The sequence below is a fragment of the Stenotrophomonas sp. CFBP8980 genome (assembly GCF_034046095.1).
In the GTDB taxonomy this organism is placed as follows: domain Bacteria; phylum Pseudomonadota; class Gammaproteobacteria; order Xanthomonadales; family Xanthomonadaceae; genus Stenotrophomonas; species Stenotrophomonas lacuserhaii.
On sequence record NZ_JAXCXF010000006.1, the window covers coordinates 47,743 to 74,007 of the forward strand.

27 protein-coding genes are annotated in these 26,265 nt (G+C 66.4%); 11 read left to right on the plus strand and 16 right to left on the minus strand.

Annotated features, from left to right (window positions below):
• Window positions 1-492: 492 nt before the first annotated feature.
• The 3 genes from zupT to SOM47_RS13220 form a co-directional block, all read right to left on the minus strand.
• Complete coding sequence (gene zupT / locus SOM47_RS13210; protein WP_192083346.1) at window positions 493-1,302, minus strand: zinc transporter ZupT; 810 nt, start codon at window positions 1,300-1,302, stop codon at window positions 493-495.
• A gap of 93 nt (window positions 1,303-1,395) precedes the next feature.
• Window positions 1,396-1,818: an energy transducer TonB gene (locus tag SOM47_RS13215; protein ID WP_042613276.1), complete on the minus strand. Its 423-nt coding sequence runs from the start codon at window positions 1,816-1,818 to the stop codon at window positions 1,396-1,398.
• A 5-nt stretch (window positions 1,819-1,823) separates the two neighbouring features.
• Complete coding sequence (locus SOM47_RS13220; protein WP_042613277.1) at window positions 1,824-2,165, minus strand: 4a-hydroxytetrahydrobiopterin dehydratase; 342 nt, start codon at window positions 2,163-2,165, stop codon at window positions 1,824-1,826.
• Between the two features lie 95 nt (window positions 2,166-2,260).
• On the opposite strand from SOM47_RS13220, the gene SOM47_RS13225 reads away from it, so the two are divergent.
• Both SOM47_RS13225 and SOM47_RS13230 read left to right on the plus strand, forming a co-directional pair.
• Window positions 2,261-2,860 carry an NfuA family Fe-S biogenesis protein gene (locus tag SOM47_RS13225; protein WP_320505838.1) on the plus strand — a complete coding sequence of 200 codons (600 nt, stop codon included), beginning with the start codon at window positions 2,261-2,263 and terminating at the stop codon, window positions 2,858-2,860.
• 10 nt (window positions 2,861-2,870) lie between these two features.
• A complete protein-coding gene (locus SOM47_RS13230; RefSeq protein WP_320505839.1) occupies window positions 2,871-4,655 on the plus strand; it encodes a hypothetical protein in 1,785 nt (594 codons plus the stop codon).
• A 4-nt stretch (window positions 4,656-4,659) separates the two neighbouring features.
• Here SOM47_RS13230 and SOM47_RS13235 read toward each other — a convergent pair whose 3' ends face one another.
• A complete protein-coding gene (locus SOM47_RS13235) occupies window positions 4,660-5,076 on the minus strand; it encodes a barstar family protein (RefSeq protein ID WP_319277600.1) in 417 nt (138 codons plus the stop codon).
• Window positions 5,073-5,525 (minus strand): guanyl-specific ribonuclease, encoded by a 453-nt coding sequence (locus SOM47_RS13240; protein ID WP_320505840.1) that lies wholly within the window; start codon window positions 5,523-5,525, stop codon window positions 5,073-5,075. The genes SOM47_RS13235 and SOM47_RS13240 overlap by 4 nt, the downstream gene beginning before the upstream one ends.
• A 199-nt stretch (window positions 5,526-5,724) precedes the next feature.
• On the opposite strand from SOM47_RS13240, the gene SOM47_RS13245 reads away from it, so the two are divergent.
• Entirely contained in the window at window positions 5,725-6,336 is a 612-nt protein-coding gene (locus SOM47_RS13245; protein WP_101098562.1) for a superoxide dismutase, read from the plus strand.
• Window positions 6,337-6,419: 83 nt separating this feature from the next.
• On the opposite strand, the gene SOM47_RS13250 is transcribed toward SOM47_RS13245, so the two are convergent.
• A complete protein-coding gene (locus tag SOM47_RS13250) occupies window positions 6,420-7,238 on the minus strand; it encodes an endonuclease/exonuclease/phosphatase family protein (protein ID WP_320505841.1) in 819 nt (272 codons plus the stop codon).
• A 154-nt stretch (window positions 7,239-7,392) separates the two neighbouring features.
• Between SOM47_RS13250 and SOM47_RS13255 the strand changes: the two genes are divergently transcribed.
• Window positions 7,393-8,955 (plus strand): POT-type proton-dependent oligopeptide transporter, encoded by a 1,563-nt coding sequence (locus tag SOM47_RS13255; protein WP_320505842.1) that lies wholly within the window; start codon window positions 7,393-7,395, stop codon window positions 8,953-8,955.
• Window positions 8,956-8,962: 7 nt separating this feature from the next.
• Window positions 8,963-9,586, plus strand: coding sequence for a rhomboid family intramembrane serine protease (locus SOM47_RS13260; protein WP_042613285.1), 624 nt, complete (start codon window positions 8,963-8,965; stop codon window positions 9,584-9,586).
• Here SOM47_RS13260 and SOM47_RS13265 read toward each other — a convergent pair.
• Entirely contained in the window at window positions 9,534-9,767 is a 234-nt protein-coding gene (locus tag SOM47_RS13265) for a hypothetical protein (RefSeq protein WP_320505928.1), read from the minus strand. The two genes, SOM47_RS13260 and SOM47_RS13265, sit on opposite strands and share 53 nt — an antisense overlap.
• A gap of 198 nt (window positions 9,768-9,965) precedes the next feature.
• Between SOM47_RS13265 and SOM47_RS13270 the strand changes: the two genes are divergently transcribed.
• From SOM47_RS13270 to cfa, 3 genes are read left to right on the plus strand one after another with little or no spacing between them, the layout of a single operon-like run.
• A complete protein-coding gene (locus SOM47_RS13270; RefSeq protein WP_320505920.1) occupies window positions 9,966-10,265 on the plus strand; it encodes a GNAT family N-acetyltransferase in 300 nt (99 codons plus the stop codon).
• Between the two features lie 38 nt (window positions 10,266-10,303).
• Window positions 10,304-11,194 carry a PdaC/RsiV family protein gene (locus SOM47_RS13275; RefSeq protein ID WP_414715804.1) on the plus strand — a complete coding sequence of 297 codons (891 nt, stop codon included), beginning with the start codon at window positions 10,304-10,306 and terminating at the stop codon, window positions 11,192-11,194.
• A gap of 14 nt (window positions 11,195-11,208) precedes the next feature.
• Window positions 11,209-12,327 (plus strand): cyclopropane fatty acyl phospholipid synthase, encoded by a 1,119-nt coding sequence (cfa, locus tag SOM47_RS13280; RefSeq protein ID WP_080335111.1) that lies wholly within the window; start codon window positions 11,209-11,211, stop codon window positions 12,325-12,327.
• Between the two features lie 66 nt (window positions 12,328-12,393).
• Here cfa and SOM47_RS13285 read toward each other — a convergent pair whose 3' ends face one another.
• On the minus strand, window positions 12,394-14,562 hold the full coding sequence (locus tag SOM47_RS13285) for a M3 family metallopeptidase (protein WP_042613287.1): 2,169 nt from the start codon (window positions 14,560-14,562) through the stop codon (window positions 12,394-12,396).
• Window positions 14,563-14,678: 116 nt separating this feature from the next.
• Between SOM47_RS13285 and SOM47_RS13290 the strand changes: the two genes are divergently transcribed.
• Window positions 14,679-15,152, plus strand: coding sequence for a glutathione peroxidase (locus tag SOM47_RS13290; RefSeq protein ID WP_320505843.1), 474 nt, complete (start codon window positions 14,679-14,681; stop codon window positions 15,150-15,152).
• A gap of 88 nt (window positions 15,153-15,240) precedes the next feature.
• On the opposite strand, the gene SOM47_RS13295 is transcribed toward SOM47_RS13290, so the two are convergent.
• The 5 genes from SOM47_RS13295 to sigJ form a co-directional block, all read right to left on the minus strand.
• Window positions 15,241-16,020, minus strand: coding sequence for a ferredoxin--NADP reductase (locus SOM47_RS13295; RefSeq protein WP_320505844.1), 780 nt, complete (start codon window positions 16,018-16,020; stop codon window positions 15,241-15,243).
• Window positions 16,021-16,113: 93 nt separating this feature from the next.
• A complete protein-coding gene (locus SOM47_RS13300; protein WP_320505845.1) occupies window positions 16,114-17,985 on the minus strand; it encodes an ABC transporter ATP-binding protein in 1,872 nt (623 codons plus the stop codon).
• 57 nt (window positions 17,986-18,042) lie between these two features.
• On the minus strand, window positions 18,043-19,920 hold the full coding sequence (locus SOM47_RS13305) for a sulfatase-like hydrolase/transferase (RefSeq protein WP_320505846.1): 1,878 nt from the start codon (window positions 19,918-19,920) through the stop codon (window positions 18,043-18,045).
• A 203-nt stretch (window positions 19,921-20,123) separates the two neighbouring features.
• Window positions 20,124-20,570 carry a carboxymuconolactone decarboxylase family protein gene (locus SOM47_RS13310; protein WP_320505847.1) on the minus strand — a complete coding sequence of 149 codons (447 nt, stop codon included), beginning with the start codon at window positions 20,568-20,570 and terminating at the stop codon, window positions 20,124-20,126.
• 36 nt (window positions 20,571-20,606) lie between these two features.
• The gene (gene sigJ, locus SOM47_RS13315) at window positions 20,607-21,506 is read right to left on the minus strand and encodes an RNA polymerase sigma factor SigJ (protein ID WP_192083358.1); all 900 of its coding nucleotides are present in this window, start codon (window positions 21,504-21,506) and stop codon (window positions 20,607-20,609) included.
• A gap of 153 nt (window positions 21,507-21,659) precedes the next feature.
• Between sigJ and SOM47_RS13320 the strand changes: the two genes are divergently transcribed.
• Window positions 21,660-23,177, plus strand: a complete 1,518-nt coding sequence (locus tag SOM47_RS13320; protein WP_320505848.1) for a fumarate hydratase — start codon at window positions 21,660-21,662, stop codon at window positions 23,175-23,177.
• Between the two features lie 156 nt (window positions 23,178-23,333).
• On the opposite strand, the gene SOM47_RS13325 is transcribed toward SOM47_RS13320, so the two are convergent.
• Together SOM47_RS13325 and SOM47_RS13330 are read right to left on the minus strand one after the other, a co-directional pair.
• Window positions 23,334-24,488: a phospholipase A gene (locus tag SOM47_RS13325; RefSeq protein WP_192083360.1), complete on the minus strand. Its 1,155-nt coding sequence runs from the start codon at window positions 24,486-24,488 to the stop codon at window positions 23,334-23,336.
• Between the two features lie 125 nt (window positions 24,489-24,613).
• Window positions 24,614-25,099, minus strand: coding sequence for a DUF456 domain-containing protein (locus SOM47_RS13330; RefSeq protein ID WP_042615392.1), 486 nt, complete (start codon window positions 25,097-25,099; stop codon window positions 24,614-24,616).
• Between the two features lie 233 nt (window positions 25,100-25,332).
• Between SOM47_RS13330 and SOM47_RS13335 the strand changes: the two genes are divergently transcribed.
• On the plus strand, window positions 25,333-25,536 hold the full coding sequence (locus SOM47_RS13335) for a cold-shock protein (RefSeq protein WP_019185917.1): 204 nt from the start codon (window positions 25,333-25,335) through the stop codon (window positions 25,534-25,536).
• Between the two features lie 81 nt (window positions 25,537-25,617).
• Here the strand turns inward: SOM47_RS13335 and SOM47_RS13340 are convergent, their stop codons facing one another.
• The gene (locus SOM47_RS13340; RefSeq protein WP_042615391.1) at window positions 25,618-26,109 is read right to left on the minus strand and encodes a glycine zipper 2TM domain-containing protein; all 492 of its coding nucleotides are present in this window, start codon (window positions 26,107-26,109) and stop codon (window positions 25,618-25,620) included.
• Between the last annotated feature and the right edge of the window lie 156 nt (window positions 26,110-26,265).

A 26,265-nucleotide genomic window follows, 5' to 3' on the forward strand; every position in this document is an offset into this window, starting at 1 on the left:
GGCGGAGCCCCTCGCGGCGGGTGGAAGCAGGTCGCGTGTCTGGGGCCGGATGCTGGGACTGTGCGGGGGACGGCAAAAGCCGCTCCTGCGGGCCTCGATTCGCGCCATCCATGGCGCTCTACGCCCCCGCCCAGCCCCAGCATCCGGCCCCCTGATGGGTTCCGGGGGCCATCCGCCGCGTAAGAAAAAAAAAGGGTAGCGCCGACCCATGGTCGGCGGAATGTTCCCGCCAACGGCCCGCTGCGCTCGCCGACCATTGGTCGGCGCTACCGCTTCTTTCTTTTTTTTCACGCGGCTGGCGCGCACGGAACCTGTCCGGGGGCCGGGCGGCGGGGTTGGGCGGGGGCGTAGAGCGCCATGGATGGCGCGAATCGAGGCCCGCATGGACGCAGTTTTTGCCGTCCCCCGACCAGCCCCGCCGCCCGGCCCAGCCTCGGATGCACCCCAGCAGGCCGCCACCCGCGAGGGGGTTTCACCCGTTCGCCAACCCACTCACCACTTGAACAGCACCAGGCTCAAGGCCAGGGTCATCATGCCCGCCACCAGCCCGTACACCGTTTCGTGACCTTGGGCATAGCGCTTGGCCGCCGGCAGCAGCTCGTCCAGCGCCAGGAACACCATCACCCCGGCAATCAGCCCGAATACCCAGCCGAAGGTGGCGTGGTTCAGCGAGCCGGACAGCAGGAAATAGCCGATCGCCGCGCCGATCGGCTCGGCCAGGCCGGACAGCAGGCTCGCCGCGAAGGCGTAGAACTTGTTCTGCGTGGCGAAGTACACCGGCACCGCGATGGCGATGCCTTCGGGAATGTTGTGGATGGCGATGGCGAAGGCCAGCGGCATGCCCACCGATGGGCTTTCCAGCGTGGCGAAGAAGGTCGCCAGGCCTTCGGGGAAGTTGTGCGCGGTGATCGCCACGGCGGTCAGCAGGCCGACCCGCTTGATGTAGGCCTTGTTATCGGCGCGGAAGTTCGGATCCTTGGCGTCCAGGCTCTCGTGCGGGTTGGGGATCAGGTGGTCGATGCCCATGATCACCAGGATGCCCAACAGGAAGGCGAGGGTGCCATAGGTGAAGCCGAGGCGCGGATCGTAGGCCTGGGTGAACGAGTCGATCGACTTGTTGAGGATCTCCGACAGTGACACGTAGACCATCGCGCCCCCAGCAAACGCCAGGCCGAAGGCCAGCAGGCGAGGGTTGGGACGTTTTGCGAACAGCACCATCAGGCTGCCGAGCGCGGTGGCCAGACCCGCAGCCAGGGTGACCGCCAAGGCGATCCAGACGTTCTCAGTGGAAATCTGCAGCATCTGCCGGTGCAATCCTTCGGGGAGCGGTCGCCCCGCACAGGCGGGACGATGGGGACGGGTGGGCGCCGGCGGGCCGTGGCGGAAAGCGGGGCATCAGCCGCCGCGGCGCAGCCGCTCTTCCACCGCGAAGCATTCATCCGGGCGCGGCTGCGGCGGGTTGAAACTCACCGGTACCTGGATCGTGGCGGGCATCTTCTGGCCGTTGCGGCTGGCGGCGTTGAACTGCCAGCCCTGCACGGCGGTGCGCGCCTGTTCGTCCAGCTGCGGGTTGCCGCTGCTGGTCAGCTGGGTCACTTCGGTGGGCTTGCCTTCCACCCCCACCACGACCTTCAGGGTGGTGGTACCGCCCACGCCGCTGCAGGCCAGTTCGATCGGGTACTGCGGCGGCGGCGTCTTCACCGCGGCGACTTCGGTCGGCGGCGTGGCCGGCGCGGCCGGGGTCGCCGGCTGGCCGGAGCCACCGCAGGCGGCAAGGCCGGTGGCGAGCAGGGGCAGGATCAACAGGCGCAGGGTCATGGCAGTCACTCCGTCAGGGCCGATGCTTTGGCAGCGCAGATGAAATCGTTCTCGCTCAGCCCGCCCACGTCGTGCGTGGAATAACGCACCACGGCGCGGTCGTAATGCACCCCCAGGTCGGGGTGGTGGTCCTCGCGATGGGCGATGAAGGCCAGCGCATTGACGAAGGCGAGCGTGTGGTAGTAGTCCTTGAAGCGGAAGGTGCGCTGCAGGGCCTGGCCGTTCTCGACCAGTTCCCAGCCGGGCACCTGGGGCAGCAGTTCCGCCAGCCGGGCCTGCCCCAGGCGGTGCTCGTTGCCCCGGCGGGGGATGCAATGGGCCTGTTCCAGCGGGACCAGATCGTTCATGGAATGCTCTACCTCTGAAATCGTTGACTGAACATTGCGCGGTCCCGTGTATAAACCGAATGATCGCGTAACAGGTACTTCGTTAGAATAGCCCGATGATCCAGATCTCCGACACCGCCCAGACCCATTTCCGCAAGTTGATCGAACGCGAAGGCGTGCCCGGCATGGGCGTGCGTGTGTCCGCGGTCGACGCCGGCACCCCCCGCGCCGATGCCCGGCTTGAGTTCGCCGAACCGGCCGACCTGCTCGGCGACGAGTGGGCGGTGGACTGCGACGGCTTCACCGTGTACGTGGCCGCCGACAGCGTGGGCTGGCTGGACGGCGCCGAGATTGACATCGTCACCGGCAATGCCGGTGGCCAGCAGCTGACCATCAAGGCGCCGCGCATAAAGGGGGAAGCACCCGGTGATGCGGCCTCGCTGGTGGAGCGCGTGCACTGGGTGGTGGAGAACGAGGTCAATCCGCAGCTTGCCTCGCACGGTGGCAAGGTCGCGGTGCAGGAAGTGTCCGCGGACGGCGTGGTACTGCTGCGCTTCGGTGGCGGCTGCCAGGGCTGCGGCATGGCCGATGTCACGTTGAAGCAGGGAATCGAGAAGACGCTGATGGGCCGGGTTCCGGGCATCACGGCGGTACGTGATGCCACCGACCACGATAGTGGGCAGGCGCCGTACATGCCGCGCGGCAACGTCGCCTGACGCCCGCTGCGTGCCGTCATCCCGGGCTGCACAGTGGATCGAGGCCCTGCTGGCGCGCCAGCAGGAGCCGCCCATTCTGGAAAAGAAGACCGGCCTGCCGTATGGGTGGGCCATCTGGCTGCGCGCGCGTCCGCCGCTGCCGCGTCCCCAGCATGCGCGTGAGCTGGTTGCGGTGCTGCTGCCGCGGCCACTACCGGCCAGCAGTGGGCGCCTGCCAGGACTGACGATGTGGCAGGCGCTGCGTCGCCTGGGATGGCAGCAATGGGATCCGGCCCCGCGCGACCAGCGCTGGATGCGCTGGACTTCCGCAGGGGTGAGCCTGCTGTTGCACCTGCTGTTTGCTTTCCTGCTGGTGTGGGTGGCACTGGTGCGCTCTTCGCAGCCGGAGACCCAGGGTGGGGAGGGCGAGCGGGTGCAGGTGGAATTCATCGGGCAGGGCGCGCAGGAAGGTGGCGGCGAGCAGCCCGGAAGCGAGGCCGCAGCAGCTGCCGAGGCCGGTGCGGCTTCGGCGGACGGCCCAGCGGCACCCCCGTCCGAAGCACGGGACAGCGCGTCGGCAGCGTCCACCGCAGCGGCGCAGCCGGCCCCGGACGCAGCCGCTGCCGCGCCTGCGATGGTGTCCGAACCCACGCCTGCCGAGCCGACGCCGCCTGCACCGACGCCTCCGCTGCCGACGCCGCCGGTACAGGCGACGGACGTGGCCGAGGCAACAACCGATTTCGTGGTGCCGCCGGTCAGCGTGCCGCGTACCGAAGTCACCGTGGTCCCGCGCCAGGCGGCACCGTCGGTTCGCGAACGCGAGGTGCAGGTCGTGCAGGCCCCGGTCGTGGTCACGTCGCGTCCGGTAACGCCCGTGCGCACCCGTGCGCCGTCTGAAACCACCGTGCAGGTGCGTGAGCGCGAGGTCCCGCTTGCGGTGCAGGCGCCGACGCCGCTGCGGCTGCCGCAGGCCGAGGTGGCGGTGCAGGTTGCCCCGCGTGAGCCCACCGTCGTGCGCGAACGCGAGGTGGCTGCCGTGACCGCGCCTGCGATCAGCGTGCCGACGATACCGGGGCGCGAGCCGGCGCTGCGCACGCGGCCCAGTACCGAGCCGACCGTGCGCGAACGTGCCGTTGCCAATGCCGCTGCCAGTGCGGCGGCCAGCGCCAGCCCGCGCCCGTCAGCGACCCCCGCTGCCCAGGCCTCACCGTCTTCTTCGGCGGCTGCAGCGGCTTCAGCATCGACCGCCGCATCGCGCGCGCCGGGCCAGGCGGGTGCGCAGGCGCGTCCGACGCCGGGCAACTGGGCGACGCCGGCGCGCGGTGATGATTGGGGTGCGTCCACCCGTGATCGTCCTGGCAGCAGCGCGGGCGCGCAGGCCAATCGTGATGCCGGGCAGGGCAGCGGCGTCTTCAACGCGGACGGCAGCGTGCGCGTTCCCGGCCAGGACGGCGCCGGCAACAGCGACCGCGGTGCGCCTGGCGGTGACAACGATGGCTGGAGCCGCGACCGCATCGCGCAGTCCGGCACCTGGCTCAAGCGACCGCCGTATGACTACACCCCGACCTCGTTCGACAAGTATTGGGTGCCCAATGAATCGCTGCTTGCCGAGTGGGTGCGGCGCGGCGTGCAGTCGGTCGAAATCCCGCTGCCGGGTACCAGCACGAAGATCTCCTGCGTGATTTCGGTGCTGCAGTTCGGCGGTGGGTGCGGCCTCAACGATCCGAACATGCAGGACCAGCCGGCCATCGCGCGTCCGCCGCCGGACATTCCGTTCAAGAAAGAGCTGCAGGAAGACAACGGCAGCGTCCGCTGACCGCTCAGTATCCGCTGGACAGGAACGCCCACAGCGGCAGGTCCTGCTCGGCCCAGTACTGGCTGGCTTCGTCGAGGATCTCCAGCAGGGTGTCGAAGCTGGCCGCGTCCTGCGCACGCAGGGCGTCGATGCGGTCCAGGAACAGTGCGTGCCCGCCTGCGGCGCCCAGCCACGACAGGTCGCGCAGGTTGTCCGACAGCGCGTCCCAGTTGCCGCCGGACCCGGCGGGGAAATCCAGCTGCGCGGCAAGTCGTGCGAGGAGCGTGCGTTTGTCTGCGACCCCTTCCAGATCGACCCGACGCACCAGCAGGCCGGCATCGCGCATGGCGGCGGCGAGCGCGGCCTCGTCGCCCTCTCCTATCGCATACACGCCAGCGTTGTTGAGGTCATGCAGGCCCAGGCCGAAGGCATCGTGGGTCATGGCACGGCCCCCTGCGCGGGTACATTGAAGCTGCGGAAGCTTTCGTAATGATCGCTGGTGTAATACCAGGCGTCCGGTGGCTTGCCGCCGGTGATGATGCGGCGTGCGCCGCGGTTGCCGGCGCCCGGCGTTTCCACGGTGTACTCTCGGTAATAACCGCGCTCGCGTTGCGGCAGCCGCTGCTCGCGATTGCCGAATACGCTGCCGTCCTGGCGGTGCGGGAACGGGCCGCCGCGCTGGATCAGCGCGATCGTCTGGCGCGCTTCGGCGGGCAGGAAGCCAGGCAGCGCGGCATGGGTCGCCGGGGCGGCCGAGGTGGCCGCCGGCGCCGACGCGCCGGACAGGCTGGGCGCGAACTGGGGCTTGGCCGGGCGCTGCAGGAAATGGTTGCCCACCAGCCCGAGCAGCAGCAGGGCGATGGCGGTAATCAGCAGGCGGGGATTGCGCATGGCGACGACAGGCGTGGAAACAGTGGCCACTGTAACGCCGCCGGACTGCATCGCGCATGAGGGCCACGCTGTCGCACCACGGTCACCTGCAGGACGAAGTTTCCTTTACATCCCTCTTGGTAATCTTCACGCCTGTCCCCATCATTTACCGTGCACCACCTGGCGTCAGCCAGGTCCCCAAGCTACGAGGAGATGCACCATGGCCTACACCCTGCCCAAGCTGTCCTACGCCTATGACGCCCTGGAACCGCATATCGATGCGGCCACCATGGAGATCCACCACACCAAGCATCACCAGACCTACATCAACAACGTCAACGCAGCGCTGGAAGGCACCGAGTACGCCGACCTGCCGGTTGAAGAGCTGGTCAAGAAGCTGAAGTCGCTGCCGGAGAACCTGCAGGGCCCGGTGCGCAACAACGGGGGCGGCCATGCCAACCATTCGTTGTTCTGGACCGTGATGGCGCCCAGCGCCGGCGGCAATCCGGTCGGTGAGGTGGCCAAGAAGATCGACAGCGATCTCGGTGGCTTCGACAAGTTCAAGGACGCCTTCACCAAGGCGGCGCTGACGCGCTTCGGCAGCGGCTGGGCGTGGCTGAGCGTTACCCCGGACAAGAAGGTCGTGGTGGAAAGCACCGGCAACCAGGACAGCCCGCTGATGGAAGGCAACACGCCGATCCTCGGCCTGGATGTCTGGGAGCACGCGTATTACCTGAAGTACCAGAACCGTCGCCCGGAATACATCGGCGCGTTCTTCAACGTGATCGACTGGAACGAAGTCGAGCGTCGTTACCAGGAAGCAGTTGCCTGATCGCAACAGCGTTCCGGTAGAACCAGCAGGGCCGCGCATTTCCAGCGCGGCCCTTTTTCGTTGCGCCGGTGCGCAGCGTCGCGTCAGCCGGCCGGAGCCTGCAGTCGCAGCACGGCCATCACGCCAAGGGGCAGCAGCGGCATTTCACCCTCGGCCGGCAGTTCGATGCGCTGCTGGCGCTTTCCGCTGAAGGATTTGACCTGGAACAGCACGTCCAGTCCGTGGCTGTCGACGCTGCCGTTCGCAACGCCGGGCTTTTCCGCCCGTGCCGAGGGGTTGCGCCGCGCCGGTTGGAAGCCGGGCATGCCGCGCACCACCTCGCTGCTGCTGGCGGAAAAATCACCTGCGACCAGGCTCGGGTGGCCGTCGGAGGTAGCGGCGATCCAGGCCATCAGGTCGTTGGTCTGGTGCTGGCGGTTGGCCGCGGTATCCGGCTCGGGCCGCAACCGTGCCACGTAGATGTTGACCTGCCCCTCGCCGACGGCGACGCGCATCATGCCCGCAGCGCTGAAGCGCCCCGGGGGATGCAGCAGGGTGACGCCGTCTTCTTCCACGCGCAGCCGGCTGAGCATCGCGCTGCCATGCCGCTGGGCCTGGCTGGGCGGATCGGAGGTGATGAAGTCACAGCTGTAGCGCAGCCGGCTGGCCAGCCAGCAGGCCGGATTGCGACGACCCTCCTGCAGTACCGACTGCACCGTGATCACGTCCGGTCGCAGGGTGGCCAGCAGCTGGGCGATCGCTTCGCGGCGATGTTCCCAGCTCGGATCCTCCTGTCCGGGCAGCTGCAGGCTGGCCACGCTGAGTTCGGCAAGCGGGCTGGCCGCCGCCGGCTGGGCACGGACCATCAGGGGAGCCAACAACAGGCCAACGCACAGCAACAGGGGGAAAGGGGGGGTGCGCATAACGATAAGTTTACGCTTGGGCCGTGCAGGCGTCGTGACCCCGAGGCGCGTCTGCCACGCATCCGCCGCGCTGTCATGCAGCCCTGCAGCGTGCGCTGGGTGCCCGCATTCCGGTAACCTTGGCGCTTTCGTGTCCGCAGGAAAGCCTTACAGGATGAGCCATAACGCAGTCGCCCCCGCCGGCAAGGGATCCATGCCGCGCCAGATCCCGTACATCATCGGCAATGAGGCCTGCGAGCGCTTCAGTTTTTACGGCATGCGCAACATCCTGGTGCAGTTCCTGATCACCTCGCTGCTGTTGCAGGAGATCACCGCCGAAGGACGTGCCGGTGAAGCCAAGGACATCATGCACAGCTTCATGATCGGCGTGTATTTCTTCCCGCTGCTCGGTGGCTGGCTGGCCGACAAGTTCTTCGGCAAGTACCACACCATCCTGTGGTTCAGCCTGATCTACTGCGTCGGCCACCTGTGCCTGGCACTGTTCGAAGGCAGCCGCGGCGGCTTCTTCTTCGGCCTGGGGCTGATCGCGCTGGGTGCCGGTGGGATCAAGCCGCTGGTCGCCTCGTTCATGGGCGACCAGTTCGACCAGGGCAACAAGCACCTGGCGAAGCTGGTCTTCGATGCCTTCTACTGGATCATCAACTTCGGCTCGCTGTTCGCCTCGCTGCTGATCCCGCTGGTGCTGAAGAACTGGGGTCCGCAGTGGGCCTTCGGCATCCCCGGCATCCTGATGTTCATCGCGACCTTCGTGTTCTGGCTGGGGCGCAAGCGCTACGTGCTGACCCCGCTGCCACCGAAGGATCCGCATTCGTTCGCCAACGCGGTACGCACTGCACTGACCGCGCGCGTCGAAGGCCGCGGCCGTCCTGGGCTGGTGCTGGCCGTGGCCGGCGTGGTGTTGGCGATCGCCTCGTTCGGGCTGGTCGGTACGCTGGGAATCGTGATCTGCCTGTGCCTGGCGCTGGTCTCGGTGCTGGCAGGCATCGGTGGCGGCACCTGGATGCAGCTGGACCGGGCCCGTGCGGTGCATCCGGCCGAGGCCGTCGAAGGCGTGCGCTCGGTGCTGCGCGTGCTGGTGATCTTCGCGCTGACCACGCCGTTCTTCTCGCTGTTCGACCAGAAGGCCTCCACCTGGGTGCTGCAGGGCCAGCAGATGCAGATGCCCAGCTGGTTCACCGCCTCGCAGATGCAGGCCTTGAATCCGCTGCTGGTGATGATCCTGATTCCGTTCAACAACCTGGTGCTGTACCCGGCGCTGCGCCGTTTCGGCTTCGAACCCACCGCGCTGCGCCGGATGACCGCCGGCATCGCCTTCAGCGGCCTGGCGTGGATCGTGGTCGGCGGCATCCAGGTGGTGATGGATGGCGGCAACGCGATGTCTATCTTCTGGCAGATGCTGCCGTACGCGCTGCTGACCTTCGGCGAAGTGCTGGTGTCGGCGACCGGTCTTGAGTTCGCCTACAGCCAAGCGCCGCAGGCGATGAAGGGGGTGGTGATGAGCTTCTGGAACCTGACCACCACCATCGGCAACCTGTGGGTGCTGCTGTCCAACGCCGCGGTGCGCAACGATACGGTGACCCACCAGATCGCCAGTACCGGGCTGAGCGAAGCGGCGTTCCTGATGTTCTTCTTCGCTGGCTTTGCGTTCGTCGCCGCACTGGCCTTTGGCTGGTATGCGCGCCGTTACCGCATGGTCGACAACTACCGCGCCGCCTGAGCCTGACATGACGCCCGTAAACCTCCTGCTGATCGCCATCACCGCCATCGTGTCCTACCTGGCGTTCAACAACCGCAAGCTGGCCGACCGGCTGATCCTGTGGCCACCGGCGGTGGATCGCCACCGCCAGTACGACCGGCTGGTGACCTACGGTTTCATCCACGCCGACTGGCCGCACCTGATCTTCAACATGATCACGCTGTTCTTCTTCGGCGGCCAGATCGAAACGGTGATGGTGCAGCTGTCGGGGAGCTATCTCACCTATCCGGCGTTCTATCTGGGCGCGCTGGTGGTGTCCATCCTGCCCAGCTATATCAAGAACCAGAAGAACCCCAACTACCTCAGCCTGGGCGCGTCGGGGGCGGTGTCGGCGGTGCTGTTCGCCTTCATCCTGCTCAGCCCGTGGACGATCATCCTGGTGTTCTTCATCCCGGCGCCGGCCATCCTGTACGCGGTGTTCTACGTGGGCTACAGCATCTGGATGGACAAGAAAGGCGGTGACCGCATCAACCACAGCGCCCACCTGGCCGGTGCGGCGTTCGGCGTGCTGTTCCTGCTGGCGATGAACCCGGGCATCTTCAACCACTTCCTGCGCGAGCTGTCCAACCCGCGCTTCGGCCTGGGTGGCTGACGCCCGCCAGGTTCCCGCTGTCCACGCCATAGGTATCCAGCAGGCGGGTGAAGACTTCGTCGCCGATCTGCTGGAACTGCGTTTCGTCGGTATGGCCTTCCACGGCAAGCTGCAGCAGGCCTTCCAGCAGCGCGTCGTCGGTGGCGGCGCCCTCGGCGGGCGGGGCAAGGTAGTGACGCATGGGAATCTCCTTGGGGATGGACGGGCCGGCCCGGCGAGGCCTCCAATGCGCCCCGTCGACAGGGGTATCGGCCGTTGCCGCTCGGGCTTTAACGGTGCGCAGCGGTGGCCCCGATTTCGCTTGCCCCTGTTCAGGCTTCACACGATCATGGCGGCAGGCTGCGCACCATCGGTGATGCTGCCCCAGGAGATCGGTCCCATGGCTTCGGTCACGCCCCCCGGATTGGCTTACGAGGTCACCCATGATGTGGCTGCGCACCGCTTCACCGCACGGGTGCAAGGCCATCTGGCGTTGCTGGAATACCAGCTCAAGCGCCGCCGCATGGTGATCACCCATACCGAGGTGCCCGATGCCATCGGCGGGCGCGGCATCGCCGGGGAACTGACCCGCGTGGCGCTGCGATGGGCACGCGACAACAGATACAAAGTGGTTCCCGCGTGCGCTTACGCGGAGGCGTTCTTTGAACGTCACGAAGAATTCAATGACCTGTTGGCCTGATCGGCCCACGGGGTTCGTTCCAGAAAGGAAACCGATACATGACGCTGCAAGTCCAGGGGAAATCGATGAAGTCGTTGCGCCGTAAAGTGCCTGCCGCTGGCGTGCTGGGCGTGGCCATCGCGGCCATGCTGCTGGCCGGTTGTGGGCGCGAGGATGGCAACAGCGCTGGCCCCCAGCCTGCCGCCGCCGATACCGCCGGGCAGCTGCCGGCGCCGGTGGCCGAAGCACCCGCCGATGCACCGGTAGCGCTTGCTGATGTGATCGAGACCAGCCCGCAGGCGGTGGTCGGCATCAGTTATGCAGCCGGGCTGGACAAATACCCGGGGCTGGCCAAGGCGCTGCAGGACTACGCTGCCGCCGCGCGTGGCGAGCTGCAGCAGGCCCTCGATGGGCTGGGCAACGACAAGCCGACGATGCCGTACGAGTTGTCGCTGGCGTTTGAAAAGCAGCTGGAAACCCCGGAGCTGGTGGTGGTGCGCGCCGAGGGCAGCCGCTACACCGGCGGTGCCCACGGCGAGCCGCTGGTCGCCCGCTTCGTCTGGCTACCCGGCCCGCAGCAGATGCTGACCGCCGATCACCTGGTTCCGGACGCCAAGGGGTGGAAGGTGATCAGTGACTTCGTGGCCGACCAGCTGCGCGAGCGCGTAGCGACGCGCCTGAGCAGCGAGGACATGGAGCCGGGCGAACTGCAGGAATCGCTGCGCAGCGCCTCGCGGATGATCACCGAAGGCACCGGCGCCCGGCCGGACAACTTCCGCCAGTTCGAACCGATGACCGATGCCGGCGGCAAGGTGACCGGGCTGCGGTTCGTGTTCCCCCCCTACCAGGTCGGTCCCTACTCCGAAGGCACGCAGACCGCCGAGGTACCAGCGTCCGTGCTGGTGCCGCATGTGGCGCCGGAGTATGCAGGACTGTTCGCCCACGGCTGAGCAGGGAGGTGACGGTGGACGCCGCGCTGCAGGTTCGGCTCACCGCGCTGATGCATGAAGCCGGCGTCACCCTCGGCGGCACCCGGCCCCAGGATATCCACGTGCATGACCCGCGCTTCCACGCGCGGGTGCTGGCGGGCGGGTCGCTGGCGCTTGGCGAGAGTTACATGGATGGATGGTGGGATGCCAACCAGCTGGATTGCTTCCTGCTGCACCTGCTGCAGGCCCACCTGGACGAGCGCGTGCACAGTTGGCGTGAGCTGGCCGATGCAGTCCGCGCACGCCTGGTCAACGTGCAGGCCGGGCAGCGAAGTTTCGAAGTCGGGCGCCGCCACTACGATCTCGGCAACGACCTGTACGCGGCGATGCTGGGGCAGCGGCTGGTGTACAGCTGCGGGTACTGGAGGCAGGCCCAGGACCTGGATGCCGCACAGGAAGCCAAGCTCGACCTGGTCTGCCGCAAGCTGGCACTGCGCCCCGGCCAGCGCGTGCTCGACATCGGCTGCGGCTGGGGGGAAGCGCTGAAGTTCGCCTGCGAACGCTACGGCGTCAGTGGCGTGGGGGTGACCATCTCCGAGGAGCAGGCCGCGTATGCGCGTGAGCGCTGCGCAGGATTGCCGGTGGAGATCCGGTTGCAGGATTACCGCGCGCTGGATGAGCGCTTCGATGCGGTGTTCTCCATCGGCATGTTCGAACATGTGGGCGAACGCAACTATCGCGCGTTCTTCGACGTGGCCCGGCGTTGCCTGGCGCCGCACGGCTTGCTGTTGCTGCATACCATCGGTCGCAATGTCAGCGGCCACCGCACCGATCCATGGATCGCCCGTTACATCTTCCCCAACTCGATGCTGCCTTCGGCGGCGCAGATCACGCGCGCGTTCGAGGGCCGCTTCGTGCTTGAAGACTGGCACGGCTTCGGCACCGACTACGACCTGACGCTGCAGGCATGGCGGCGCAATGTGGAAGCGGCCTGGCCGCGGCTGGATCGGCAGCGTTACGACGAACGCTTCAAGCGCATGTGGCGCTTCTACCTGGCCGGTTCGATGGCCGCGTTCCGCTGCCGGCATGCCCAGTTGTGGCAGCTGGTGCTGTCGCCCGAAGGCGTGCCCGGCGGATACGTCGCGCCGCGTTGAGGCCGCCGGCAAAAAAAACGCCCGGTTGCCCGGGCGTCTTTTCATTCAGCGTGCGTCAGGCGCTGGTCAATTGCCGGCGCCGGTCAGGCCACGCTTCTCCAGCAGCGGCTCGATCTGCGGCTCATGGCCGGCGAAGTCGCGGAACAGCTGCATCGCATCCACGCTGCCGCCGCGCGACAGCAGGGTCTTGCGGAAGTGGTCGCCGTTCTTGCGGCTCAGGCCGCCGTTCTCGTTGAACCACTTCTGGGTGTTGGCGTCGAGCACTTCGGACCAGATGTAGGCGTAGTAGCCGGCCGAGTAGCCGCCCATGATGTGGCTGAAGTACGGGGTCTTGTAACGCGGCGGCACCGGCGCGTAGAAGATGCCGTCCTTGGCCAATGCGGCGGCTTCGAACTTCATCACCTCGGCGGCGGCCGGGACCTGGTCCGCGCTGATCTGGTGCCAGCGCTGGTCCAGCATCGCCGCACCCAGGTATTCGGTGGTGGCGAAGCCCTGGTTGAACTTGGCGGCGGCGACCACCTTGTCCAGCAGCGCCTGCGGCATCGCCGAACCATTCTGGTAGTGCTTGGCGTAGTTCTTCAGGATGACCGGATTGTCAGCCCACATCTCGTTGACCTGCGAGGGGAACTCGACGAAGTCGCGCGGCACCGAGGTGCCGGAGAAGTACGGGTACTTCACGTTGGAGAACATACCGTGCAGCGCGTGGCCGAACTCGTGGAAGGTGGTGGTCACTTCATCCCAGGTCAGCAGGGTCGGCTTGCCGGCCGGCGGCTTGGGGATGTTGAGGTGGTTGGCCACCACCGGTTTGAAGCCGGACAGCTCGGACTGCGAAACATAGGAGTTCATCCACGCACCGCCGCGCTTGGAGGCGCGTGCATACGGGTCGAAGATGAAGATCGCCAGCTGGCTGCCGTCGGCATCGAACACGTCGTACACGGTGACGTCTTCGTGGTAGACCGGCAGGTCGGTGCGCTGCTTGAAGGTCAGGCCGAATTCGAGTTCAGCGGCATGGAACACGCCGTCTTCCAGCACGGTCTTCATTTCGAAGTACGGCTTGAGCTGGGATTCGTCGAAGTTGTACTTCGCCTGGCGCACCTTCTCGCTGTAGAACGCCCAGTCCCAGGCTTCCAGCTTGAAGGTCGGCTTGCCGGCGGCCTTCTGTTCCTGGTCGATCATCGCCTGCAGGTCGGCGGCTTCGCGCTTGGCGTTGGCCACCGCGGCCGGGGCCAGCTGGCCCAGCATCGCGTTGACCGCTTCGGGGGTCTTGGCGGTCTGGTTGGTCAGGTTGTAGGCGGCGAAGTTGGGGAAGCCCATCAGCTTGGCCTTGTCGGCGCGCAGCTGCATGATGCGCGCCACCAGCGCGGTATTGTCGAACTCACCGCCGCGGCTGCCGCGGGTGGTGGACGCTTCGTAGATCTTCTGGCGCAGCGCACGGTTGGCCAGGTTGGTCAGCGGCGGCTGGCCGGTGGTGTTGAGCAGGGTGATCACGTACTTGCCGTCCAGGCCGCGCGCCTTGGCGGCTTCGGCGGCAGCGGAGATCTGCTCCTGCGACAGGCCGTCCAGTTCCTTGACGTCGTCCACGGTGATGGCCGAGGCGTTCACTTCGGACTGCACGTTCTGACTGAATTTGGTGCCCAGGTTGGCCAGCTCGGCGTTCATTTCCTTGAGCTTGGTCTTGTCCGTCTCGGACAGCTTGGCGCCGGCGCGGACGTAGTTCTCGTAGTATTTCTCGACCAGGCGAACGCCCTCAGCGTCCAGGCCCAGCTTGGCGCGGTCGTCATACAGCGCCTGGATGCGGGCGAACAGCTTGCCGTTCAGCGCGATCGCATCGCCGTGGGCGGCAAAGCGCGCTGAATAGTCGGCCTGCAGCTTCTTGCGGGTGTCATTGGTATCGGCACCGACCAGCGCGAAGAACACGGTGGTGGCGCGGTCCAGCGTCTCGCCGCTCTTCTCCAGCGCGATCAGGGTGTTTTCGAAGGTCGGCTTGGCCTTGTTGTTGGCGATGGCCTCCACTTCCTTCAGCTGCTGCGCCATGCCGGCGTCGAAGGCCGGGGCGAAGTCGCTGTCGGTGATCTTGTCGAACTGCGGGTAGTGCAGCGGCAGCGGGCTGTCGGCGAAGAACGGATTGGCCTGCTGCGCGGCGGTGCTGGCAGCCGGGGTGGCGGCGCCGGCGGAATAGGCGGGCAGGGCAAGGCCGAGGGTCATGGCCACGGCAAGGGCAAGGCGGGTGGTCAAGGCAAGGTACTCCACGAAGACAAGTCCCCGAGGGTAACCCGGCCCCGGACGGGTGGGCTTGTGTCGAAAGGCATGGGCGTTCAGGCTGCTGGGGTGTTCCCTGCAGCGGCCGGCCGATGACAAGCGCCTTTGATTTCGACATGACCACCCTGGAAGGCGAGCACGTTCCGCTGTCGTGCCATCGCGGAAAGCGGCTGCTGCTGGTCAACGTGGCCAGCCGCTGCGGCTTCACCCCGCAGTACACCGGCCTGGAGCAGCTGTGGCAGGACCATCGCGAACGCGGCCTAGTGGTGATCGGCTTTCCGTGTAATCAGTTCGGCGCGCAGGAGCCCGGCGATGCCGCCCGGATCCGCGCGTTCTGTTCGCTGGACTATCCGGTGAGCTTCCCGCTGTCAGCCAGGATCGAGGTCAACGGGCCGGCGGCCGATCCGCTGTGGCAGTGGTTGTCCACGCAGAAACGCGGCCTGTTGGGCAGCGCGCGCATCAAGTGGAATTTCACCAAATTCCTGATCGACCGCGATGGCCAGGTGCAGTCACGCTTCGCTCCCACCACCACCCCGGCCCAGCTCCGCCGCCACCTCGAAAAATGACGCGGGGATCGGTAGCGCCGAGCCATGCTCGGCGGGCTTCACCGTTCACGGCCCGCTGCGCTCGCCGAGCGTGGCTCGGCGCTACCGGTTACTTTTCGACGAAGGCGCGTTCGAAGACGTAATGGCCGGGGCTGCCGATGCGCGGGGAGACCTGGAAGCCCTTGGCGTCCAGCACCGTGCGCAGATCGGCCAGCATCTGCGGGCTGCCACAGATCATCGCGCGGTCGTTGGCCGGGTCCAGTTCCGGCAGGCCCAGGGTGCGCTGCATCTGCCCGCTTTCCAGCAGCGAGGTCAGCCGGCCCTGATTGGTGAAGGGTTCGCGGGTGACCGCCGGGTAATACAGCAGCTTGTCGCCGATCATCTCGCCCAGGAACTCGTGCTCGCGCAGTCCGCGTTCGAAGTAATCGCGGTAAGCCAGATCCTTTTCGTAACGCACGCCGTGGGTAAGGATCACCTTGTCGAAGCGCTCGTAGGTTTCCGGATCCTTGATCACCGAAAGCCACGGCGCCATGCCGGTGCCGGTGCCCAGCAGGTACAGGTTCCTGCCCGGGTGCAGGTCGCTGATCAGCAGGGTGCCGGTCGGCTTCTTGCCGACCAGTACCTTGTCGCCCGGCTTGATGTGCTGCAGGCGCGAAGTCAGCGGGCCGTCCTGCACCTTGATGCTGAAGAACTCCAGGTTTTCTTCCCAGTTCGCGCTGGCGATGGAATACGCGCGCAGCAGTGGCCGCGCCTCGGTTTCCAGGCCGATCATCACGAACTGGCCGTTCTCGAAGCGGAACCCGCTGTCACGGGTCAAGGTGAAACTGAAGTAGGCATCGGTCCAGTGGCGGACCTCAAGCACCGTCTCGGCGCCGAAAGCAGCAGACATGGGGGTAGCGTATCCAGGAAATCGTCCCGGATATTCTACCTCAAATGAGACAGGTTCTCATTGGCCGGAATGAGAGGCGTTCGTGACCACCGTTCAGCGATAACCGGCAGCCTGCAGCTCGAACAGCTCGGCATAGCGGCCGCCTTCGGCCATCAGCTGTGCATGGCTGCCACTGGCCTCGATCCGGCCATCGGCCAGCACCAGGATGCGATCGGCCATGCGCACGGAGGAAAACCGATGCGAGATCAGTACCGCGGTGCGCTGTTCGGACAGCTCGCGGAAGCGCTGGAACACTTCGTACTCGGCGCGTGCATCGAGCGCGGCGGTCGGCTCGTCCAGGATCATCACCTGGGCCTGGCGCATGTACGCGCGGGCGATGGCGATCTTCTGCCACTGGCCGCCGGACAGGTCCACGCCCTGCTTGAAGCGGCGGCCGATCACCTGCTGGTAGCCGCCGGGAAGCGCCTGGATGACCTCTTCGGCCATGCCGCGGCGGGCGGCATCGCGGATGCGCTGCGTGTCGTCCAGCGCATCGACCTGGCCGACACCGATGTTCTCGCCGGCGGTGAGGTTGTAGCGCACGAAGTCCTGGAAGATCACCCCCATGTTGGCGCGCAGGTCGTCCAGGTCGTAGTCGCGCAGGTCGCGACCATCAAGCAGGATCCGGCCCTCGTCCGGGTCGTACAATCGCGCCAGCAGCTTGACCAGGGTGGTCTTGCCGGCGCCGTTCTCGCCGACCAGCGCGAGCACTTCGCCGGCATGCAGCTGGAAGTCGAGATGGCGCACGGCCCAGCTCTCCGCATCCGGATAGCGGAAGCCAACGTTCTCGAACACGAAGCCCACGCGGATCGGTCGCGGTACCGGCACCGCATCGGGGCGGGTGTGGATTTCCGGGGTGATCTGGAAGAACGAGAACAGATCATCCAGGTACAGCGCCTGGCTGGCCACCTGCGAAAAACCGATCAGCAGGCCTTCAAGCAACTGGCGCAAACGCAGGAAACTGCCGGCCAGGAAGGTCAGGTCACCAATGCTGAAATCACCGCGCACGGTGCGCCAGGCGATGTACGCATAGGCGGTGTAGTAGCCCAGCGTACCCAATGCGGCCAGCAGCGTGCCCCAGAACGCACGCTTGCGCGCCAGCGCGCGGTTGGCGTGGAAGAAACGATCGGCGAGGAGTTTGTAGCGGTCGATCAGGAACCGGTGGAGGTTGAATATCTTTACCTCCTTGGCGGTTTCCACGCTGGCGCCGACCTGGCGCAGGTAATCCAGCTGCCTGCGTTCGGGGGTCCATTGAAAATTGAGGCTGTAGCCAGCCGCATTGAAATGCGATTCGCCGATGAAGGCCGGCACCAGCGCCAGTGCCAGCAGCACGATCAGCCACGGCGCGTAGACCAGCAGGCCCACCGCGAGGCTGGCCACGGTAATCGCATCCTGGACCTGGCCGAACAATTGGCTCATCAGGTTCATCCGCCCCATGGTCTGGCGCCGCGCACGGTCCAGCTTGTCCTGCAGTTCGGGGTCCTCGAAGTCCTCCAGGTCCAGCGAGGCCGCGTGCTCCATCAGGCGCACGCTGGTGACGTTGGTGAACAGTTCCGACAGCAGTGAGTCGGCGTAGCTGACGATGCGTCCCAGCAGGTCCGATGCGATGGCCAGGCCGAACTCCAGCGCCAGCAGGGACAGCAGCGGAGTGAGCGATCCGCTGGCCAGCGCCTCGCCGAATGGCGGGAAACCGGCCTCATGCTGGCTGAGCAGCACGGCCGAATCGATGATCAGCTTGCCGACATACAACATCGCCACCGGCAGCAGGGCGCGGATGATGCGCAGCCCCAGGCTGGCGCTGGCCAGCCACGGGTTGGTCTGCCAGACCTGGCGCAGGAAGGGCGGCAGGTTGCGCATCGCCGAGAAGCGCTGGCGCAGGCTGGGATTCTTCTGGCCGGGCGCACCGGCAGCGGAGGAGGCAGGCATGGGCGCTATTGTGCGCGCCGCCGCCGTGGTTGCGGCATGAACCCTCCGCGCGTCGGCTCAGCCCGCCGGTTCCGCGCTGACAGGCGACTGCAGTGCGCCGGGCTGCAGCAGTTGCATCTGATCGAGGACCGCTGCGCTGGCTTCACTGGGCGGGCGTGCATTCTCGACCGGAAGATAGTCGGCGTCGCGCACTTCGATGCCGTACGGGCGGATCAACAGCGTTTCCGCACCGATGCGTACCGCACGGGCCGTCCATGATTCGACCAGCAGCGGGCGTTCCGCCGGCAGAGGCCCGAACAGGTCCAGCCCGGCGGCGAAATCCGAAGGGGGGTTGCTGCAGGCCAACAGGTGGCGCATCAGGGTCGGGACGATGTCCATGTGGCTGGTGACGGCCGATTCCAGGGCCGGTGCGCGGCCAGGCCAGCGTATCAACATCGGCACGCGGGTCTGTACGTCGCTGAAGTTGCTGTTGTGCCCCCAGTCGTTCTGGCCGAGGTCGTTGAATGATTCGCCATGGTCACTGGTGATGATCACAACCGTGCTGTCGGCTTGTCCGGTGTCCTCCAGTGTCTGCAACAGCTGGCCGATCAGCGTATCGGCCTTGAGCACGGCGTTGCGGTAGCGGTTGAACAGGGGCGCCGGATCGGTGGAGCGCCCGGCCCTGAGGTGGGCGCCTGGTGCGGCCTGCGGCAGGAACCGCTGCTCGGCCTCTGTCGGCACGGCGTAGGGCGCGTGCGCCCCGTCCAGAAGGATGAAGCCGAAGAAGGGCTGGCCAGCGGTCTGTGCATGCAATGCGTTGGTCATCCGGGTGACCACATCACGGTCGCGTCGGTCCTGCGCGGCATCATCCGGCGCCGTGTGCAGCGGTGCATCCGTCTCGACGAACACCGCGCGGTCCATGCGGGCACCGCGCAGCGAGGCGCCACCGTACAGATGGAAGGCATAGTCTTGCTGCTGCAGCTGGCGCAGCAGCTCCGGCCCACGTCGATGCTGGATCATGGTGTTGGTGTGCAACGCCGGCAGGCCGTAGAACAGCCCGAACAGGCCGTGCATGGTGTTGTTGCCGGTGCTGTAGTGCTGTCCTGCCTGCCATGCCGTCGCGGCGAAGCCGGATGCATGCGGCATCTGTTCGGTCGTGAGCATGTCATGGCGGAGCGAGTCGACCACGATCATCAGCACATTGAGGGGCCGCTGCGCATGGCACTGCAGCGGCGCGCGGGGATAGAGCAGGGCGGTGCCGTGGGCCGGCTGCTCGGCAAGCGAGCGCTGCGAGCGGTCGTCGCGCGCCCACCCCAGTTCCACCATCTGCCGCCGTGCGGTGGCAGTGTGCAGCCACGGAATCGCACGCAGGCCCGCCATCGCATCCGCACGGCCCTTGCCGTCATACCAGATACCCATGGCCTGGGTGACCACCACCAGCGGCAGCAGCAGGCCCAGCCAGCGCCCGTCCAGGCGCGCGCCAGGCCCGTCGCGCAGCCGGCGGGCGAACAGCAGCTGCGCCGCCGCCAGAGCGGTGACCCCGGCGGTTGCGGCCACCCAGGTCCCGGGCGTCAGCCCAAGCTGGCCCAGCAGGCCACCATTGAGCATCAGCGCGACCACCAGGCCGTTGATATGGAAGCCGAACTGGTGGAAGACGCGTGCATCGATCAGGATCGCCATCCACCACAGGGTGGTCAGCACCACGACGGTAGGCAGCGCCCAGGCGCGCAGTGGTCTGATCATTCCAAGCAGCCAAGCGGGTGTACCGCACAGGGCCATGCCAAGACCCAACTGCGCAGCGAGCGCCACCCCTGCGAACAGCTGCGCATCCATCGCGGTAGGCCATTCGATGTTGAGCAGCACCGGCACGGCGGACAGCACCGCATTGATCAGCAGATACGTCGGCAGCCACGCGCTGTGACGCGTAGCGAAAGGGATGCAGCCTGAGTCAGCCATGCGTAACGTCCCGCCTTGAAGAAGGCGGGACCATACGGGGGAAGCGGTCGCCCAGGCCGCGATATAGGCACAAAAAATGGTGCGTGCCTAACGAATAGACAGTCAGGGCGACTTGCTGGCGCGAATGACTGGTTTCAGCGTAGGAATCATCGCGATCAGCATGCCGAACGCAGAGCGCCGACATGCAGCTGCGATTCAGTTACTTACGGCAGCGGCGGGAGCAGTCCGGCGCCCAGCCGGTTCCAGGCATTGATCACCGCCACTGCCATGCTCAGGTCACTGATGCCCTTGTCATCGAAATGCGGCCGCAGCGCATCGAAGGCGGCATCGGACGGCGCACCGTCCGGCAGCCGCGTCAACGCTTCGGCCCAGCCCAGCGCGGCCCGCTCGCGGGCATCGAAGAAGCGGCTCTCGCGCCAGGCCGCCACGGTATCCAGCTTGCGCGGCTCGATGTCGGCCTTACGCAGTGCGGTCGAATGCATGTCCAGGCAGTAGGCGCAGCCGTTGATCTGCGAAACGCGCAGATAGACCAGCTCCTGCAGTTCGTGATCCAGCGAGCTGGCATGCACGGTCGTGCTCACCGCCAACAGTCCCTTGAAGGCATCAGCGGCGAGTCGGGTGTAGGCAACGCGGGGGGCAGCGGTATTCATTTGCAGGCTCCAATGGCGGCCCGGATGGGCGGCCTTTCACTGCAAGGACGCGCCAGCGCGCAGGCCTGTGACAGCCGCCCCGAGCTTTTCCGGATTGAGCACGCTGTACAGCGCGATGATGCGGCCCTGTTCAACCACGATCGTGGTGACCGACTGCAGTCGCGGGCCATCGAAACGCAGGATCGCCGGCTCCCCGTTGACCGTGCCGAGGCGTGCGGCCAACGAGCCGCCGCGACGGGCGATCGCCCAGTAAAGGCGGCCGATCCGCTCGGCGCCGAGCAGCGGACGGATGCCGGCGGTGACCACCCCACCGCCATCGGAAACGTGGCGGGCGTTGGCGTGCAGAAGGGCCTGGATCGCCTCGCTGTCACCCCGCTGGGAGGCGTCCATGAAACGCGCAAGCAGTTGACGATGCTGTCCTGCGTCGGCTGCGAAGCGTGGACGGCCCTCGCGCAGGCGTTTGCGCGCCCGGTGCACCATCTGCCTGCAGTTGGCTTCGCTGTGGCCCAACAGGGCGGCCACCTGCGTGTAGTCGTGGTCGAAGACCTCCTTCAGCAGGAAGGCGGCGCGCTCGTCCGGTGCCAGCTGTTCCAGCAGCGCAAGGAAGGCCAGCGACACATCCTCGGCCAGCGCATGTAGCTGCGCCGGGTCCGGCGCTGCAGGCAGCTCCAGAGTGATGTCCAGGGGCTCAGGCAGCCAGGGGCCGATGTAGTCGGTGCGCTGGCGTTTGAGCGCACGCAGGCGATCCAGTCCCAGCCGGGTGGTGGCGGTCACCAGCCATGCCAGGGGATCGGCGATCTCCGCATGCGCGGCGCCGGCCCAGCGCAGCCAGGCCTCCTGCACGATGTCTTCGGCATCGGCACGGCTGCCGAGCAGCCGGTAGGCCAGTGCCAGCAGGCGCGGGCGATGTGAATGGAAAGCCGATTCTGCGTTCATGTACCCAGGACGCCCCACCGAGGGACGCTGTGACAGGTGCCGCCAGTGGAACACGGTTTCGTCGGCGGCGTCAGCGTCCCGGCGCTACAGCGGCGGGCGCGCGGGGTAAAATGGGCGGATTACCCCCGCCAGCCCCGAGCAAGCGAGCAAGCCGTGACATCGATCAAGCAGGAAGACCTCATCCAGTCCATCGCCGACGCGCTGCAGTACATCTCGTACTACCACCCGGTGGATTACATCAAGAGCTTGGCCGCGGCCTACGAGCGCGAGGAATCCCCGGCGGCCAAGGAAGCGATGGCCCAGATCCTGATCAATTCGCGGATGTGCGCCGAAGGCCATCGGCCGATCTGCCAGGATACCGGCATCGTCACCGTGTTCCTGGAAATCGGCATGAACGTGCGCTGGGACGACGCCACCATGGGCGTGGAGGACATGGCCAACGAAGGCGTGCGCCGCGCCTACAACCATCCGGACAACAAGCTGCGCGCCTCGGTACTGGCCGATCCGGCCGGCAAGCGCATCAACACCAAGGACAACACCCCCGGCGTGGTCAACGTCAAGGTGGTGCCGGGCAATACGGTGGATGTGATCGTCGCCGCCAAGGGCGGTGGTTCGGAAGCCAAGAGCAAGTTCGCCATGCTCAATCCTTCCGATTCGATCGTCGACTGGGTGCTGAAGACGGTGCCGACGATGGGCGCCGGCTGGTGCCCGCCGGGGATGCTCGGCATCGGCATCGGCGGCACCGCCGAAAAGGCGATGCTGCTGGCCAAAGAATCGCTGATGGAGCCGATCGACATCAACGAACTGAGGGCCCGTGGTGCGTCCAACCGCGCCGAAGCGCTGCGCCTGGAGCTGTTCGACAAGGTCAACGCGCTGGGTATCGGGGCGCAGGGCTTGGGCGGCCTGACCACCGTGTTGGACATCAAGGTCAAGGACTTCCCCACCCACGCAGCGAACCTGCCGGTGGCGATGATCCCGAACTGCGCGGCCACCCGCCATGCGCACTTCACGTTGGACGGCAGCGGTCCGGTGATGCTGGATCCGCCGTCGCTTGAAGACTGGCCGCAGATCACCTACGACGCATCCAAGGGCACCCGCGTGGACCTGGATACGATCACCCCGGCCGACGTGGCCAGCTGGAAGCCGGGCCAGACCCTGCTGCTCAACGGCAAGCTGCTGACCGGCCGCGATGCCGCGCACAAGCGCATCGTGGAGATGCTGGACAAGGGCGAACCGCTGCCGGTCGACTTGAAGGGGCGCTTCATCTACTACGTGGGCCCGGTCGATCCGGTGCGCGATGAAGTGGTGGGCCCGGCCGGCCCGACCACCGCCACGCGCATGGACAAGTTCACCCGCCAGGTGCTGGAGCAGACCGGTCTGCTGGGCATGGTCGGCAAGGCCGAGCGCGGTCCGGCGGCGATCGAGGCGATCCGTGACAACAAATCGGCCTACCTGATGGCGGTCGGCGGCTCGGCTTACCTGGTGTCCAAGGCGATCAAGGCGGCCAAGGTGGTCGGCTTCGCCGACCTGGGCATGGAAGCCATCTACGAGTTCACCGTGCAGGACATGCCGGTGACGGTGGCGGTCGATTCGACCGGCGAGTCGGTGCATCAGACCGGTCCGCGCGAATGGCAGGCACGGATCGGCAAGATTCCGGTCGTGGTGGCCTGAAGCGCGCGGGTGGGTGATGATCGTGGATCGTCACCCACCGCGTGTTACAGGATGTCCAGCGCCCGTTCGGGCGGGCGGCGCAGGCGCGTGCCCCTTTTCGGTGATCACGATCGGCCGGTGATCAGCCGCGGGTGCGCGGCCATGGCGTGACGGACATCAGAACCACTCCAGCAATGACACGCCCACGCCGATGTAGGTGGCCTTGTGGTTGTAGTCGATCATGCTTTCGCCGTAGCCATCGAACACCTGGACGTGGCCGCGCAGCAGGTTGCTGATCGGGAAGCCATAGTCCAGCTGCAGCGCGCCGTGCGAACGGTCGCCGCTGCGCAGCGAATGCCGCCCCATCAAGGCGATTTCATGGCCATTGCGGTTCCACACCAGGGTGGCATCGCCGCGGCCCATGTAGTCCTCGATGTCCGGGTTGTTGTCATCACTGCGCGACTCCGGCAGCCGGTACCACGGGCGCAGCGTCAGTGCCCAGTTTTCGCGGTCCAGGCCGACGCTGACGATGACCCGGTTCCAGCTGCGCGAGAACGGATCGGCGCGGCCATTGGACTGGTGGTTGATGCCGATGGCGCTCATGCGGCCACGCCAGCCACCGATGGAGTAGCCATTGCGGAACACCGCCATGACCTCCGGTTCGTAGTTGGTTTCACGGAACGGGCGCGAATTGTCCGCGTTGTAGGCCTGCCAGCGCGAGCTCTGCGTGTAGCCGGCCCAGATGTCACCGTTATCGCCGAACAGGTTCTCCACGATCTTGGTCTTGAAGCTCAGCTGGAACTTCAATTCGTTGCTGTCCAGCAGCTGCGGGGTGGTGACCGTGTTGGCCGGGTTCGGCGATTGCGGGGTGAGGTTCTTGTTGCTGGTCCAGAACGCGGGCAGCAGGTACACCGGCTTGTAGGCGCGCAGCTGGAACGGCCCCAGCTTGGAGTCTTCGGCCAGCTCCCAGCGGCTGTCCAGCAGCGATCCGCGGCCGGCATTGGCCAGCGCTGCATCGTGCGGGGCCGGGCGGAACAGGTCGCCCACGCGCGAGCGCAGCTTCTCCTCGCCTTCGCTGACGCGGACTTCGCGCCGTTCTTCCTTGCGTGCCTCAGCGGCGGCTTCGGCTGCGGCGTCGGCCTGCGCCGTGGTGGCCTGGGTGGGACCGAACAGCTGGTCATAGCAGGCAAGCCGCGCCGCGTCGGTGGTGATGGCGGCACACGCGCTGGGCGATGTAGCAGGCGAAGCGGTGAATTCCTGCGCGGCCAGCGGGGCACTGGACAGGGCCAGCACGAACGGAGCCAGGCGGGGAAGCGGGGAAGTGAGGGTCATTGCTGCGGGCCCTTGAACGAGGCTGAATTGGAGTAAGTGAACGCAGTGTGGCGTGCGCTGGCGTGACCCGCCAGTGCGCGGTTATGACAGTCATGCGCGTGAGGCAGCGTGAAAGTGGAGTGAGCTCAGAGCAGCCAGGCGAACGCGAACAGCCCCAGCATCGCCACCAGCAGTGCGACCTTCAAGGCCATGCCCAGCAGGATGCCCAGCCAGGTCGCCAAGCCGACCTTGGTGGAGCGGCCGAGTTCGCGGCTGTGCCAGTACTCGCCGGCCAGCGCGCCCAGCAGCGGGCCCAGGAACAGCCCGACCGGCATGAAGAACAGCCCGGCGATGCTGCCGATGAAGGTGCCCCACAGGGCCTTGCGGCTGGCCCCCACGCGTTGCGCCCCCACCACGGTCGCCAGGATGTCCACCACGAAGGACAGCACGGTCAACACCGCCAGCACGGTGAGCACCGGCCAGCCGACGTGGACGAAGCCGTCAGCCCATGCCGCCAGCAGCAGGCCGAGGAAGACCAGCGGAATGCCGGGTAGCGCGGGGAGCACGATGCCGGCGATGCCCAGCGCGATGCACACTGCAGCGATCAGATACAAGATGAATGAGAGGTCCATGCTAAGCCGTATGGAGTACGAAAAGGGGTTGACACATCGATCAATCTACCCGTTGCAATTTGATTTATGTCGGGTTAACGTGACCGCGCTGAGCTTGGCAAGGTCACCGTGGATCGTGGCCTGATGATGGTAGATCCCCGCGATCCGCTGCATCGTTGTACCTCGCTTCCTCCTTGCTCGTCAGCCGCCTGTCAGGGCGTAACCAATTACAAGACAGTAAGGGAGTAGCAAAGATGGCTGAGAAGGGCACCGTCAAGTGGTTCAACGATGCGAAAGGCTTTGGTTTCATCAGCCGTGAGAGTGGCGAGGATGTGTTCGTTCACTTTCGCGCCATTGAATCGCAGGGCTTCAAGTCGCTGAAGGAAGGCCAGGCCGTCGAGTTCGAGGTGGTCACCGGCCAGAAGGGTCTGCAGGCGGACAAGGTCAAGCCGCTCTGATTGAACGCGCCGCGTTTGTTTCAGCAGAAGGGCCCGCGTGAGCGGGCCCTTCTGGTTTGCATCGCGGTAACCGCCGGTCGATCAGCGCAGTACCACGCGACCGTTCACCACGCGCACATAGGTGTTCTCGCGGATGCCGCCCAGGTCGCGCTGGTTCACCACGATGGTGCGGCCATCGTCCATGCGCACCGAGATGTCGTAGGTATCGCTGGTGACGTTCTTCTGGATCTGGTTGCCGGCCAGTGCGCCGCCCACTGCGCCTGCCGCGGCTGCGATGTTCTTGTTGCCCCGGCTGCCGCCGGTGTGGTCGGAGATTTCATGGCCGGCGACTGCGCCGACGATGCCGCCCAGCACCGCGCCGGTCGCAGAAGGCGCCGCGCGGCCGGAGGCCACGGTATTGATGCGGGTCACGATGCCGCAGTCCGCGCAACGGTTGGTGTTGTAGTTGCCACCGTTGTTGCTGTAGCCGCTGTTGTTGTTGCCGTAACCGCCGCCGCCGTAACCGGGGGAGGTGGCACAACCGGCCAGGGCGAGGGTGGCGATTGCACTTGCGGCAATGAGCTGGATCTTCATGGGTGGTTCTCCTGGCCAGAAAGAGTGGTAAGGCGTCTGGTGCGCGTGGGAGGATCGTCCTTCTTTGAACGTGAACGGCGTGCCAACCCTTCCCGGGTTTCATGGCTGGCGGATGAACCGCGCCCCGCGGACGAGCGACGCGGCACCTGCGCGGGA

What these genes read in the sequence shown, in the direction of transcription:
- zupT (WP_192083346.1), bottom strand. Translation starts at nt 1,302, where the DNA reads ATGCTGCAGATTTCCACTGAGAACGTCTGGATCGCCTTGGCGGTCACC.
- SOM47_RS13305 (WP_320505846.1), bottom strand. Translation starts at nt 19,920, where the DNA reads ATGGCTGACTCAGGCTGCATCCCTTTCGCTACGCGTCACAGCGCGTGG.
- SOM47_RS13225 (WP_320505838.1), top strand. Translation starts at nt 2,261, where the DNA reads ATGATCCAGATCTCCGACACCGCCCAGACCCATTTCCGCAAGTTGATC.
- sigJ (WP_192083358.1), bottom strand. Translation starts at nt 21,506, where the DNA reads ATGAACGCAGAATCGGCTTTCCATTCACATCGCCCGCGCCTGCTGGCA.
- SOM47_RS13270 (WP_320505920.1), top strand. Translation starts at nt 9,966, where the DNA reads ATGGCTTCGGTCACGCCCCCCGGATTGGCTTACGAGGTCACCCATGAT.
- SOM47_RS13240 (WP_320505840.1), bottom strand. Translation starts at nt 5,525, where the DNA reads ATGCGCAATCCCCGCCTGCTGATTACCGCCATCGCCCTGCTGCTGCTC.
- SOM47_RS13215 (WP_042613276.1), bottom strand. Translation starts at nt 1,818, where the DNA reads ATGACCCTGCGCCTGTTGATCCTGCCCCTGCTCGCCACCGGCCTTGCC.
- SOM47_RS13295 (WP_320505844.1), bottom strand. Translation starts at nt 16,020, where the DNA reads ATGTCTGCTGCTTTCGGCGCCGAGACGGTGCTTGAGGTCCGCCACTGG.
- SOM47_RS13265 (WP_320505928.1), bottom strand. Translation starts at nt 9,767, where the DNA reads ATGCGTCACTACCTTGCCCCGCCCGCCGAGGGCGCCGCCACCGACGAC.
- SOM47_RS13275 (WP_414715804.1), top strand. Translation starts at nt 10,304, where the DNA reads ATGACGCTGCAAGTCCAGGGGAAATCGATGAAGTCGTTGCGCCGTAAA.
- SOM47_RS13310 (WP_320505847.1), bottom strand. Translation starts at nt 20,570, where the DNA reads ATGAATACCGCTGCCCCCCGCGTTGCCTACACCCGACTCGCCGCTGAT.
- SOM47_RS13290 (WP_320505843.1), top strand. Translation starts at nt 14,679, where the DNA reads ATGACAAGCGCCTTTGATTTCGACATGACCACCCTGGAAGGCGAGCAC.
- SOM47_RS13255 (WP_320505842.1), top strand. Translation starts at nt 7,393, where the DNA reads ATGAGCCATAACGCAGTCGCCCCCGCCGGCAAGGGATCCATGCCGCGC.
- SOM47_RS13335 (WP_019185917.1), top strand. Translation starts at nt 25,333, where the DNA reads ATGGCTGAGAAGGGCACCGTCAAGTGGTTCAACGATGCGAAAGGCTTT.
- SOM47_RS13340 (WP_042615391.1), bottom strand. Translation starts at nt 26,109, where the DNA reads ATGAAGATCCAGCTCATTGCCGCAAGTGCAATCGCCACCCTCGCCCTG.
- SOM47_RS13330 (WP_042615392.1), bottom strand. Translation starts at nt 25,099, where the DNA reads ATGGACCTCTCATTCATCTTGTATCTGATCGCTGCAGTGTGCATCGCG.
- SOM47_RS13245 (WP_101098562.1), top strand. Translation starts at nt 5,725, where the DNA reads ATGGCCTACACCCTGCCCAAGCTGTCCTACGCCTATGACGCCCTGGAA.
- SOM47_RS13250 (WP_320505841.1), bottom strand. Translation starts at nt 7,238, where the DNA reads ATGCGCACCCCCCCTTTCCCCCTGTTGCTGTGCGTTGGCCTGTTGTTG.
- SOM47_RS13235 (WP_319277600.1), bottom strand. Translation starts at nt 5,076, where the DNA reads ATGACCCACGATGCCTTCGGCCTGGGCCTGCATGACCTCAACAACGCT.
- SOM47_RS13300 (WP_320505845.1), bottom strand. Translation starts at nt 17,985, where the DNA reads ATGCCTGCCTCCTCCGCTGCCGGTGCGCCCGGCCAGAAGAATCCCAGC.
- SOM47_RS13220 (WP_042613277.1), bottom strand. Translation starts at nt 2,165, where the DNA reads ATGAACGATCTGGTCCCGCTGGAACAGGCCCATTGCATCCCCCGCCGG.
- SOM47_RS13325 (WP_192083360.1), bottom strand. Translation starts at nt 24,488, where the DNA reads ATGACCCTCACTTCCCCGCTTCCCCGCCTGGCTCCGTTCGTGCTGGCC.
- SOM47_RS13260 (WP_042613285.1), top strand. Translation starts at nt 8,963, where the DNA reads ATGACGCCCGTAAACCTCCTGCTGATCGCCATCACCGCCATCGTGTCC.